Source organism: Streptomyces sp. ISL-36 (genome assembly GCF_018614205.1).
GTDB lineage: Bacteria > Actinomycetota > Actinomycetes > Streptomycetales > Streptomycetaceae > Streptomyces.
Map to the genome: position 1 here is coordinate 1 of NZ_JAGGOS010000161.1, position 12,114 is coordinate 12,114.

The following is a 12,114-nucleotide window of genomic DNA, read 5'->3' on the forward strand; positions in this document are numbered from 1 at the left end:
GGGCGGCGGGGCGCCGGCGCAGGCAGGCCCGGTGGCCGCCACGGTGTCCATGGCCGCCGCACCGGGCGCGCAGGACACGCTCGCCACGCGCCACGAGGGCGACCGGCTGCGGTTCGTGGGGGCGGCGACCCGGCGGATCGCGCGCGGGATAGATCTGGACGAGATCGTGCTCGGCCTGTGCCGGGCCACCGTGCCGACCTTCTCCGACGCGATCCTGGTCTATCTGCGGGACCCGCTGCCGGTGGGGGACGAGCGGCCGGTCGCGCCGTTCGTGCTCCGGCTGCGCCGCACCGACCGGCTGCGTTTAACGGACCTGGAGGGCGAGGAGCTGGTGCTCGTCCCCGACCCCGACCCGACTCCGGCGGCCGAGCTGTGCGAGGTCCGCTCCGGCGGGGCGCTCGCCGAGGTGCTGCGCGGGGTGCGGCCGGTCTTCGGCGACTCCGCCGCCGCCCGGGCCGCTCTGCCCGAGCTGCTCGGCGGGGACCATCCGGTTCCCGGCGGGCAACGGGCGATCCTCGCCCCGCTGCGCGGCCGGCGCCGGGTGATCGGCGCCGCCGTCTTCCTGCGCCGCCCCGAGCGGCCGGGTTTCGAGCCCAACGACCTGCTCGTCGCGGCGCAGCTGGCGACGCACACCGCGCTCGGCATCGACAAGGCCGTGCTGTACGGCCGTGAGGCGTACATCGCGGACGAGCTGCAGCGCACCATGCTGCCGGACTCGCTGCCGCAGCCGACCGGTGTCCGCCTCGCGTCCCGCTATCTGCCGGCCGCCGAGACGGCCCGGGTGGGCGGCGACTGGTACGACGCGATCCCGCTGCCGGGCAGCAGGGTCGCGCTGGTCGTCGGCGACGTCATGGGCCACTCCATGACCTCCGCCGCGATCATGGGCCAGCTGCGCACGACGGCGCAGACGCTCGCCGGGCTCGATCTGCCGCCGCAGGAGGTGCTGCACCACCTGGACGAGCAGGCCCAGCGGCTCGGTCAGGACCGGATGGCGACCTGCATGTACGCGGTGTACGACCCGGTCTCGCACCGGATCACCATCGCCAACGCCGGCCATCCGCCGCCGATACTGCTCCACCTCGGCGGCCGGGCGGAGGTGCTGCGGGTCCCGCCGGGAGCACCGATCGGCGTGGGCGGGGTCGACTTCGAGGCGGTCGAGCTGGACGCCCCGGCCGGCGCCACCCTGCTGCTCTACACGGACGGTCTGGTCGAGTCCCGGCTGCGGGACGTGTGGACCGGGATCGAGCAGCTGCGGGAGCGCCTCGCGGCGACGGCCCAGCTGACCGGCCCGGACCACTCGCCACCCCTTGAGGCGCTCTGCGACGACGTCCTCGACATGCTCGGCCCCGGCGACCGGGACGACGACATCGCGCTGCTCGCGGCCCGGTTCGACGGGATCGCGCCCAGCGACGTGGCGTACTGGTTCCTGGAGCCCGAGGACGCGGCCCCGGGGCGGGCCAGGCGCCTGGCCCGGCGGGCGCTCGCCCGCTGGGACCTGGAGGAGCTCTCGGACTCGGTCGAGCTGCTGATCAGCGAGGTCGTCACCAACGCCGTGCGGTACGCGGAGCGGCCGGTGACCTTGCGGCTGCTGCGGACGGACGTGCTGCGCTGCGAGGTCGGTGACGACTCCCCGCAGCTGCCGCGGCAGCGGCGGGCGCGGGACACGGACGAGGGCGGTCGTGGGCTGTTCCTGGTGAACCGGCTGGCCAGGCGGTGGGGCGCGACGCGGCTCTCCGGCGGCAAGGTGGTCTGGTTCGAGCTGCCGACCCGTAACTGAGGCCCCTTCGGGGCTCCGGCGACGGCGCACGGTTCACGGTCACCGTTCACGGTTCACGGTCACCGTTCACGGTTCACGGTTCACGGCGAAGGCCGGGCCCTCTCGGGTCCCGCCTTCGTCAGGTCAGTGTCCGGGTCGTTCGTCGTTGCCGCCGACCGGTGGTTCGATCGGCGGGCCGGTGGGCTGCGTCGGCTCCGTGGTCTCCGTCGGCGGAGCCGGAATCGTGATCGTGTGCGTCGGCTGCGGCGGCGTGGTGGTCGTCGGCGTCGGCGGAGGCGTCGGGTCGGGGGACCCGGTGGTCGCCGACGGTGTCGGGTCCGGGGACTCCGTCGTCCGGGTCGGGGTGGGGCCGTCCGGTTCGACGACCGCCGAGTCGTCGGTCTCCAGGTCGAAGCGGGCGTCGGAGCCGCCGCCGAGCGCGCTGGTGGTGTAGTCACCCCAGATCTGGGCCGGAGTCTTTCCACCGTTGGCGCGGCCCGCGTTGATCGTGTCGGTGAGGGTGACCTGGTTGCCCTTGGTGTCCTCGCCGAAGAGGGCGACGGCGGTCACCAGCTCGGGGGTGTAGCCGACGAACCAGGCGGAGCGGTTGTTCTCCGAGGTGCCGGTCTTGCCCGCCGCGTGGTAGTCGCCGGCCGCCCGGAAGCCCGAGCCGCTGCGGACGACGCCGGTCATCGCCTTGGTGACGGTGTCGGCGGCCTCGCGGCTGATGACCTGGGCGCCGATCGGCTTCACCGGGTCGGCCTTGCGGTCCTTGTGCTCGGCGGACTTCACGATGGTCGGGGTGACCTTGACGCCGTGGTTGTCGAGCGTGGCGTAGGCGGCGGCCATGTCCCAGGTGGAGGCGCCCATGGTGCCCAGCGACATCGCGGGGCTCTCCCCGAAGTCCTGGCCGTCCTTCAGGCCGAGGTCGAGCGCGGTCTTCTTCACGTTGCCCGGACCGACGTCCACGATCATCTGGGCGTAGACGGAGTTGATCGAGCTGTTGGTGGCCTTCTGGACGGTGACCGGGCCGTAGCTGCGGTCGTCCTCGTTCTCCGGGGCGAAGGCCACGTCGCTGCCCTCGACCGGCCGCCGGCTGTCGCCGTCGTAGATCGTGCCGAGGCCGATCCGCCGTCCGTCCTGGGTCTTCGCCCCGTTCTCCAGGGCGGAGGCGAGGACGATCGGCTTGAAGGTCGAGGCGGGCTGGTAGTCGCGGCGGGTGGCGTTCGACGTCCAGTGCTCGGTGGCGCCGATGCCTCCGTACATCGCGAGGACCTTGCCGGTCTTCGGGTCGACCGAGGTGGCGCCGGCCTGGACCGTCGCGTCCTTCTTGTCGCCCTTGCGGTCGAGCTTCGCCTCCAGCTGCCGCTCGACGGCCGCGACGAGGGCCTTCTGCTTCTTCTCGTCGATGTTCAGGGTGATCGTCCAGCCGCCGGCCTTGATGTCCTCCTCGCTGACGCCCTGGCGCATCAGCTCCTGGTTGGCGGCCTCGACGAGATAGCCCCGCTGGCCTTCCATGCCGGGGGCGGCCTTGGGCTTCTGCGGGACGGGGAAGGTGAACCCGGCGCGCTTGGCGGGGTCGAGCCAGCCCTCCTCGACCATGTTGTCCAGGGTGTAGTTCCAGCGCTCCTCGACGAGCTTGCGGCCGGTCGCGGAGGCGGCGGTCCAGTCGTACTGGTTGGGTGCCTGGAGCAGGGAGGCGAGGTAGGCGCCCTGGGCGACGTTCAGCTTGGCGGCGTCGACACCGTAGTACGACTGCGCGGCGGCCTGGATGCCGTAGGCGCTGCGGCCGTAGTAGCTGGTGTTGATGTAGCCGGCGAGGATCTCGCTCTTGTCCATGCGCTGGTCGACCTTGAGCGCGATCACCATTTCCCGGAGCTTGCGGGTGACCGTCTGGTCCTGGTCCAGGTAGTAGTTCTTGACGTACTGCTGGGTGATGGTCGAACCACCCTGCTTGCCCTTGCCGGTGATGGTGTTCAGCGCACCGCGGGCGGTGCCCTTGATGTCGACGCCGTTGTCCTTGTAGAAGGTCTTGTTCTCGGCGGCGACGAAGGCGTTCTGGACGTCCCTGGGGATCTTCTCCAGACCGACGATCTCCCGGTTGATCTCACCGGTCCTGGCGAGGATCTTGCCGTCGGCGTACTTGTAGACGTTGCTCTGCATGGTCGCCTGGGCGTTGGCCGAGGGCACCGGGACCATCAGGTAGATCGCGTAGAAGGCGCCCATGAGGAGCAGGCAGCCGACGAAGAACGTGCCCAGGAGTTTCTTCCAGGTGAAGAGTCGGCGTATCCGCCCGCCCTTCTTCCCCCGGCGCGTGTCCGTTCGGCTCATGTCCTTCGTCGCTCCGCTCGTCGTGGTCTCGGCCAGGTGCCTGCGCCGAATCAGCTCAGCAAGCTAACACCGCTGATGCTGACAAAGGGCTATCGATCCGGTCTTTTCCGGACGTGAGAATCAGCACCCGCCCTCATGGAACCGACGCTCCTGGGGCCCGGATGGTTGTGCGGCGCCGGTCACACCCTGTGCCACGGAGCGCCGCAGGCCACGATCCCGGAGCTATACATCGTGGGTATACACCGGGTGTACAGTGGCCGCCATGTCCATCGCTCACACCCTTCTCGGGCTCCTGGAGTCCGGTCCGCGCCATGGCTACGACCTCAAGCGCGCCTTCGACGAGAAATTCGGCCACGACCGGCCACTGCACTACGGGCAGGTCTACTCGACCATGTCCCGGCTGCTGAAGAACGGCCTGGTCGAGGTGGACGGCGTCGAGGCCGGTGGCGGCCCCGAGCGGAAGCGGTACGCCATCACCGAGGCCGGCGTCACCGATGTCGAGCGCTGGCTGTCGCAGCCGGAGAAGCCGGAGCCGTACCTCCAGTCCACGCTCTACACCAAGATCGTCCTGGCCCTGCTGACCGGGCGCGGGGCGGCCGAGCTGCTCGACGTGCAGCGGGCTGAGCACCTGCGGCTGATGCGGGAGCTGACCCGGCGCAAGAAGGACGGCGACCTCGCCGACCAGCTGATCTGCGACCACGCGCTGTTCCACCTGGAAGCCGACCTGCGCTGGCTGGAACTGACCGCCGCCCGCCTCGACCGGCTCGCCGAGGAGATCCGCCGATGACCACCACTCCTCTGCTGCGGGCGACCGGCATCGACAAGGCCTACGGACCGACCCCCGCGCTCGCGGGTGCCGACTTCGCCCTCCGGGCCGGCGAGGTCGTCGCCGTGATGGGCCCCTCGGGCTCAGGGAAGTCGACGCTGCTGCACTGTCTCGCCGGGATAGTCCGGCCGGACGCCGGAACCATCACCTACGACGGCCGGGAGCTCACCACTCTCTCCGACGGGGCGCGCAGCTCCCTGCGCCGCAGCGACTTCGGCTTCGTCTTCCAGTTCGGGCAGCTCGTTCCCGAGCTGAGCTGCGTCGAGAACGTCGCCCTTCCGCTGCGTTTGAACGGCGAGCGGCGCAAGAGCGCCGAGCGCAGGGCCCTGGAGTGGTTGACGCGGCTCGAGGTCGACGACGTGGGCGCCAAGCGGCCCGGTGAGATCTCCGGCGGGCAGGGCCAGCGGGTCGCGGTGGCCCGCGCGCTCGTCACCGCCCCGCGGGTGATCTTCGCCGACGAGCCGACCGGCGCGCTCGACTCGCTCAACGGCGAGCGCGTGATGCAGCTGCTCACCGACGCCTCCCGGGACACCGGCGCCGCCGTCGTCCTCGTCACCCACGAGGCCCGGGTCGCCGCGTACTCCGACCGCGAGGTCGTCGTACGGGACGGCTCGGTCCGGGACACGGAGTGGGCGGTATGAGGCTGCGTACCTGGGCGCGCGACCTGGCACTCGGCGCCCGGTTCGCGGTCACCGGGGGCCGCGACGGCTGGACCCGGACGGCCCTGACCGCCACCGGCATCGGCCTCGGCGTCGCTCTCCTGCTGCTTGCCGCGTCCATCCCGACCATGATGTTCCAGCGCGAGGTACGGGAATCGGTCCGGGAGCCCGACGCGAGCTACGAGACCCTCCAACCCGGGCCCGACACCTTTCTCTACGTCCGTCACCAGACGCTCTACCGCGGGGACGGCGTCACCGGTCTGCTGCTGCGGCCCGAGGGTCCCAAGGCCGCGCTGCCCCCGGGCGCCGCGAAGATACCCGCCGCGGGCGAGATGCTGGTCTCCCCCGCGCTCGGCGAGCTGCTCGCCTCCCCGGACGGCGCCCTCCTGCGCGAGCGGATCCCGTACCGCATCAGCGGCACGATCGGCGAGGCCGGACTGATCGGTCCCACCGAACTGCGGTACCTCGCCGGCAGCGACACGCTCACCACCGACAACTACGACGGGCGCGGCAAGACCTACGGCTGGTCGGTTCCGGAGGAACCGATGAACGCCTTCCTCCTCCTGCTCGTCGTCATCGCGTGCGTCGTGCTGCTCCTGCCGGTGCTCGTCTTCATCGCGACCGCCGTCCGTTTCGGCGGCGAGCAGCGCGACCGGAGGCTCGCCGCGCTGCGGCTGGTCGGCGCGGACGCGGCCATGACCCGGCGGATCGCCGCCGGTGAGTCCCTGGCGGCGGCGCTGCTCGGCCTCGGGCTCGGCGTCGGATTCTTCGCCCTGGGACGGCAGTTCGTCGGCCTGGTCCAGGTGTGGGACGTCAACGCCTTCCCCGCCGACGTGGTGCCGCTGCCCTTGCTCGCCGCGCTGATCCTCACGGTCGTGCCCGTCTCGGCGGTGGCCGTGACGCTCTTCGCGCTGCGTGGGGTGGCGATCGAACCGCTCGGGGTCGTACGGACCTCGACTCCGCGCCCCCGCCGGCTGTGGTGGCGGCTGCTGTTCCTCGCCGCCGGAGCCGCCCTGCTCGTACCGATGGTCGGTGAGGTCGAACTGCGCGACACGGCGATCAACAGCGCCGGGATCGCCGTGGGCGCCGCCCTGGCCCTGACGGGACTCACCACCCTGCTGCCCTGGCTGGTGGAGGCGTGCGTCAGACGGCTGCGCGGCGGCCCCCTGGCCTGGCAACTGGCCACCCGCAGGCTCCAGATGAGCAGCGGCACGGCCGCCCGGGCGGTCAGCGGGATCGTGGTCGCGGCGGCGGGAGCGATCGCCCTGCAGATGCTCTTCCAGGCCATGCAGAACGACTTCATGCGGGTGACCGCCATGGACTCCGCGCGGGCCCAGCTGGAGACGCAGATGTCGGCCAGGGACGGCGACGAGGCCCGCGAGATGATCGAGAGGTTCTCGAAGACCGAGGGCGTCACCGGCGTGGTCGGCGCGATCAGCTCGCATGTGTTCCGGCCGGGGCCGCTGAAGGAGCGCGAGGAGTTCGCCCCGACCACCTCGATCGTCGTCGCGGACTGCGTCTCGCTCGCGGAGCTGGCGCACCTGCCCTCGTGCAAGGACGGCGACGTCTTCATCGCGCAGGCGCACGGCAACCAGAGCGGCCCGGACGACGCCTACCTCGCCGAGACCGCTCGGCCGGGTGCGCTGGTCGACCTCCGGGACCCCGAGAGCCGGAAGGGCACTCCGATGCCGACCTGGCGGATCCCGGCGACGGCCCGCACGGTCGACTCCCGCCCCGACCCGATGGGCCGGCACCAGTTCGGTGTCTTCGCCACTCCGTCGGCCATCGACGTGGCACGGCTGGACGACCCGGACGCGGATGCGGTGATCCGGATCGACCCGGCGGTGCCGGACGCCGCCGAGTACGTGCGGAACACCGCCGCCTCCATCGACCCGCTGGCCTGGGTCCACACCCTGCAGAACATCGAGCGGGACGCGCAGTTCTCCAGCGTCCGCACCGGGATCCTGGCCGGTGCGACCGCGACGATGCTTCTCGTCGCGGCCTCGCTCCTGGTCACGACGCTGGAACAACTGCGGGACCGGAAGCGGCTGCTGTCCTCGCTGGTCGCGTTCGGCGCCCGGCGGACGACCCTGAGCTGGTCGATCTGGTGGCAGACGGCGATCCCGATCACGCTGGGCCTGACGCTCGCGGTGGCCGGCGGTCTCGGCCTGGGCGTGGTGCTGCTGAAGATGATCGGCAAGCAGGTCGAGGACTGGTGGGTCTTCCTGCCGGTGACAGGGGTCGGCGCCGCTCTCATCGTCGCCGTGACACTGCTGAGCCTGCCGCCGCTGTGGCGGCTGATGCGCGCGGACGGACTGCGCACGGAGTGACGGAACACCGGAAACGACGGAGCAGGCAGGGGTGGGGCAGGCGGGGGTGGCAGGCGGGCGGGTGAGCAGGCGGGGCTTCAGGCCCCGTCGCCCACCACCCGGACCGGAAGGCGCTTCATCGCACCCCGCAGGGCGCCCGCCAGCTCCTCGAACTCCGCCTGACGGGCCGCACCCGTCCGCATGGCGAGCGCCACCCGCCGGGAGGGCGCCGGGTCGGTGAACCGCCCGGTGAAGAGGGCGGTGTTGCGGGCCGTCTCGACCTTGACCGCGGTGCGCGGAAGCAGGGTCACGCCGAGGCCGCCGGCCACCAGCTGCACCAGGGTGGACAGGCCCGCCGCGGTGGTGGTGACCGGCGCCCCCTCGGTGCGGCCGGCCTCGCGGCAGATGTCGAGGGCCTGGTCGCGCAGACAGTGCCCCTCGTCCAGGAGCAGCAGCTTGAGCTCCTTCAGCGCCTCCCGGGGGATGTCGTCCCGGCCGGCCAGCGGATGCCCCTCCGGGGTGACGAGCACGAAGTCCTCGTCGAAGAGCGGGAGTTCGGTCACCCCGGGCACGCCGAGCGGTACGGCAAGCAGCAACAGGTCGAGCCGTCCGGCGGCGAGCCCCTCCAGGAGCGAGGAGGTCTGCTCCTCGTGGACCTGGAGGTCCAGCTCCGGATAGCGCTGATGGACCAGGCGCAGGACCGTGGGCAGCAGATACGGGGCGACGGTCGGGATCACGCCGAGCCGCAGCACCCCGGTGAACGGCGCCTGCGCCGCCTCCGCCTCCTCCATCAGCTCCGACACGGCGTCCAGGACGGCCCTCGTCCGCGCCGCGAGCCGCTCGCCCGCGGGCGAGAGCAGGACCTTGCGCGTCGTACGCTCGAGGAGCTGGACACCGAGTGCCTCTTCGAGAGCCGAAACCGCGCCCGAGAGCGCCGGCTGGCTCATTCCGATGGCCGCCGCGGCATCACGGAAGTGCAGATGCTCGGCCACCGCGGCAAAGGCTCTGAGCTGGGAGAGGCTCGGCTGCTTGCCTCGGTACGGGCCGTACGGGGGATTGTGCGGGAGCACCACTGATAACCACCTTCGATCAACCCGACCCAGTCTAGCTATTTCACTGATCAATGCACTCCGTGCCATGCTGACAGCCGTCCAACCCCCACGGAAGGCCTCAAAAGGGACTTCCAACCCTGCAAGGAGAGCGCGTGCTCACGATCGGTGACCAGTTCCCCACCTACGACCTGACCGCCTGCGTGTCGCTGGAGAGCGGCAAGGAGTTCGAGCAGATCGACCACAAGTCCTACGAGGGCAAGTGGCGTGTGGTGTTCTTCTGGCCGAAGGACTTCACCTTCGTCTGCCCCACCGAGATCGCCGCCTTCGGCAAGCTGAACGACGAGTTCGCGGACCGCGACGCGCAGATCCTCGGCGTCTCCGGCGACTCGGAGTTCGTGCACCACGCCTGGCGCAAGGACCACGCCGACCTGCGTGACCTGCCCTTCCCGATGCTCGCCGACTCCAAGCACGAGCTCATGCGCGACTGCGGTGTCGAGGGCGAGGACGGCTTCGCCCAGCGCGCCGTCTTCATCGTGGACCCGAACAACGAGATCCAGTTCACCATGGTGACCGCCGGCTCCGTCGGCCGTAACCCCAAGGAGGTCCTGCGGGTCCTGGACGCCCTGCAGACCGACGAGCTGTGCCCGTGCAACTGGACCAAGGGCGAGACCACGCTGGACCCGGTCGCGCTCCTCTCGGGCGAGTAAGGACGGGTGAACTTCAGATGGCTCTCGACGAACTCAAGTCCGCCGTTCCGGACTTCGCCAAGGACCTGAAGCTGAACCTCGGTTCGGTGATCGGAAACGCCGAGAACACCGGGCTGCTCACGCAGCAGCAGCTCTGGGGCACCGTCCTGGCCTGCGCGATCGCCTCGCGCTCGCCGAAGGTCCTCGCCGAGCTGGCGCCGGAGGCGAAGGCCAACCTCAAGCCCGAGGCGTACACGGCGGCCAAGTCCGCCGCCGCGATCATGGCGATGAACAACGTCTTCTACCGGACCCGGCACCTGCTGTCGGACCCCGAGTACGGGACGATGCGCGCCGGTCTGCGGATGAACGTCATCGGCAACCCCGGGGTCGAGAAGATCGACTTCGAGCTGTGGTCGCTGGCCGTCTCCGCGATCAACGGCTGTGGCCAGTGCCTGGACTCGCACGAGCAGGTGCTCCGCAAGGCCGGTGTGGACCGCGAGACGATCCAGGAGGCCGTCAAGATCGCCTCGGTGATCCAGGCGGTCGGCGTGACGCTGGACGCGGAAGCGCTGCTGGCCGAGTAAGGCCGCCTCGCGCGAGGAAGGGTTCCGGGGTCATGAACCCCGGGGCCCTTCCGTCACTTCTTGAGCGCGGCCATCAGCGCCTTCATGTCCTGCGCGAGGACGGTGTCGATGCCGGACAGATCGACCTTCTTCGTGCTCGGCAGGGACTGGTTCGTCTCCGCGTCCCAGTTCTGCTGGGCGTAGATCCAGATCTCCAGCTCGACCTGCCCGTCGAGCACGCGCATCCAGGCGCCGGAGTCGTCCTCGTCACGGTGGAAGAACGCCCGCTCCCCCAGCCCCGCGACCGGCTCGGTGTCCGTCCCCGACTCCGCGATCCGCGGCTCGAACTCGGGCCCCGGATCGGTCACCTTGTGCAGGTCGTACACGACCACGGCGCTGTAGCCCGTCTCGGGCGACCCGAGCGTCGTCGAGCATCGCGCCCTGTCCAGCGCGGGATGCTTCTCCGTCGGGGTCTCGGCGTCCGTCGACTTCTCCCCCAGCTCCACCGAGAGCGCCTTCAGTTCGGCCCTCGCGCAGAGGTTCTCCACCGTGCGGTACCCGCCCAGGTCGGGACCGCCGTCCTGGGACCTCTCGTACGCGTAGAGTCCTCCGGCCCACACCGCCGACGCCACCACCGCGCCGCCCAGCGCCCACAGCCACGGGCGCCGGGGCCGCGGGGCGCGGGGCGGCGGGTCCATCCGTACGGTCTCGGCGGCGGGGAAGGCCGTATCGTCCACCAGTTCGGGTTCGGAGATCACGCGTCGCCTCTGTCGGCCGATCCGGGAGCCGGGGTCGGCGCCACGGCGTACGCCGTCGCCCCGCGCGGCTCGGGTGTGCTGCGCAGCGCCTGTTCGGTGCTGTACGCGCGGAGGTAGCCGACCGCCGTGTTGGTGACCGCGACCAGCGGCACCGCCACCACCGCGCCGCCGATGCCCGCGGTCAGACCGCCGGCCGCGACCGCGAGGACGACGGCGAGCGGGTGGACGCGTACCGCACGGCCGAGGATGAACGGCTGCAGCACATGGCCCTCGATCTGCTGCACGGCCAGGACCACGACCAGCACCATCAGGGCGGTGAACACCCCGTTGGTGACGAGGGCGACCACGACCGCGAGGGCACCGGAGACGACGGCGCCGACCAGCGGGATGAAGGCGAAGAGGAAGATGAAGACGGCGAGCGGCACGGCCATCGGGACGTCGAGGAAGTACAGCCCGAGACCGATGAAGACCGCGTCGATGAGGGCGACGATCACCGTGCCGCGCACATAGGCGGTCAGCGTCCGCCAGGCACGGGGGCCGGCGCCCGCGACGCCGGGCCGGGCCTGGGCGGGCACCAGCTTCAGCGTCCAGTTCCAGACCTTCTTCCCGTCGTAGAGCAGGAAGAGCGTCGAGAACATCGCGAGCAGTATGCCGGTCATCGCCTCGACGACCACGGTCACGCCCTGGAGTCCGGCGGAGGTGATCTGTTCGGTGTTGGCGCCGATGGTGTCGCTGAGGTTCTGCGCGATGTCGTTGATCTGCTGCTCGGTCACATGGAACGGGGAGTCGAGCAGCCAGCGCTTGAGCTCCTCGATGCCGTCCCTCACCCGGTCGGACAGGTTGTCGATGTTGTCCATGACCTGCCAGACCACGAACCAGCCGACCAGGCCCATGACCACGAAGCCGGAGAAGGCGGTGACGGCGGTCGCCACCCCGCGGGGCAGCCCCATCTTCCGCAGCCGGGCGACGGTGGGCTGGAGCAGCGCGGTGATGAGGAGCGCGGCGACGAAGGCGAGTACGACCAGCTGGACGGAGCTGATCACCTTCATCAGCACCCAGAGGGTGCCGGCGAGCACGAGCAGCCGCCAGCCGGCCTCGGCCGCGACCCGCATGCCCCACGGGATGGCGGCGACGGGGTCGGGCCGCGCGGCGACGGCGGGCGCGTAGGCGGGGG

The 12,114-nt window shown here is 71.0% G+C and carries 10 protein-coding genes; 6 read left to right on the forward strand and 4 right to left on the reverse strand.

Annotation, left to right across the window (positions count from 1 at the left end; genetic code table 11):
* The coding region (locus tag J7E93_RS32925; protein WP_251067430.1) for a SpoIIE family protein phosphatase at positions 1-1,777 on the forward strand (1,777 nt) is incomplete at its 5' end.
* Positions 1,778-1,900: 123 nt separating this feature from the next.
* Here J7E93_RS32925 and J7E93_RS32930 read toward each other — a convergent pair.
* The gene (locus J7E93_RS32930) at positions 1,901-4,087 is read right to left on the reverse strand and encodes a transglycosylase domain-containing protein (RefSeq protein ID WP_215073707.1); all 2,187 of its coding nucleotides are present in this window, start codon (positions 4,085-4,087) and stop codon (positions 1,901-1,903) included.
* 262 nt (positions 4,088-4,349) lie between these two features.
* On the opposite strand from J7E93_RS32930, the gene J7E93_RS32935 reads away from it, so the two are divergent.
* From J7E93_RS32935 to J7E93_RS32945, 3 genes are read left to right on the forward strand one after another with little or no spacing between them, the layout of a single operon-like run.
* Positions 4,350-4,874, forward strand: a complete 525-nt coding sequence (locus J7E93_RS32935) for a PadR family transcriptional regulator (RefSeq protein ID WP_215073708.1) — start codon at positions 4,350-4,352, stop codon at positions 4,872-4,874.
* Positions 4,871-5,554 carry an ABC transporter ATP-binding protein gene (locus J7E93_RS32940; protein ID WP_215073709.1) on the forward strand — a complete coding sequence of 228 codons (684 nt, stop codon included), beginning with the start codon at positions 4,871-4,873 and terminating at the stop codon, positions 5,552-5,554. The genes J7E93_RS32935 and J7E93_RS32940 overlap by 4 nt, the downstream gene beginning before the upstream one ends.
* Positions 5,551-7,902, forward strand: a complete 2,352-nt coding sequence (locus J7E93_RS32945) for an FtsX-like permease family protein (protein ID WP_215073710.1) — start codon at positions 5,551-5,553, stop codon at positions 7,900-7,902. Before J7E93_RS32940 ends, J7E93_RS32945 begins: the two co-directional genes overlap by 4 nt.
* Before the next feature lie 77 nt (positions 7,903-7,979).
* Here the strand turns inward: J7E93_RS32945 and J7E93_RS32950 are convergent, their stop codons facing one another.
* Complete coding sequence (locus J7E93_RS32950; RefSeq protein WP_215073711.1) at positions 7,980-8,954, reverse strand: hydrogen peroxide-inducible genes activator; 975 nt, start codon at positions 8,952-8,954, stop codon at positions 7,980-7,982.
* Between the two features lie 131 nt (positions 8,955-9,085).
* On the opposite strand from J7E93_RS32950, the gene J7E93_RS32955 reads away from it, so the two are divergent.
* On the forward strand, positions 9,086-9,640 hold the full coding sequence (locus J7E93_RS32955) for a peroxiredoxin (protein ID WP_215073712.1): 555 nt from the start codon (positions 9,086-9,088) through the stop codon (positions 9,638-9,640).
* A gap of 17 nt (positions 9,641-9,657) precedes the next feature.
* Positions 9,658-10,203 carry an alkyl hydroperoxide reductase gene (locus J7E93_RS32960; protein WP_215073713.1) on the forward strand — a complete coding sequence of 182 codons (546 nt, stop codon included), beginning with the start codon at positions 9,658-9,660 and terminating at the stop codon, positions 10,201-10,203.
* Positions 10,204-10,256: 53 nt separating this feature from the next.
* On the opposite strand, the gene J7E93_RS32965 is transcribed toward J7E93_RS32960, so the two are convergent.
* Both J7E93_RS32965 and J7E93_RS32970 read right to left on the reverse strand, forming a co-directional pair.
* Positions 10,257-10,940 (reverse strand): hypothetical protein, encoded by a 684-nt coding sequence (locus J7E93_RS32965; RefSeq protein ID WP_215073714.1) that lies wholly within the window; start codon positions 10,938-10,940, stop codon positions 10,257-10,259.
* Positions 10,937-12,114: AI-2E family transporter (locus J7E93_RS32970; RefSeq protein ID WP_215073715.1), on the reverse strand; the 1,178-nt coding region annotated here is incomplete at its 5' end. The genes J7E93_RS32970 and J7E93_RS32965, both read right to left, overlap by 4 nt.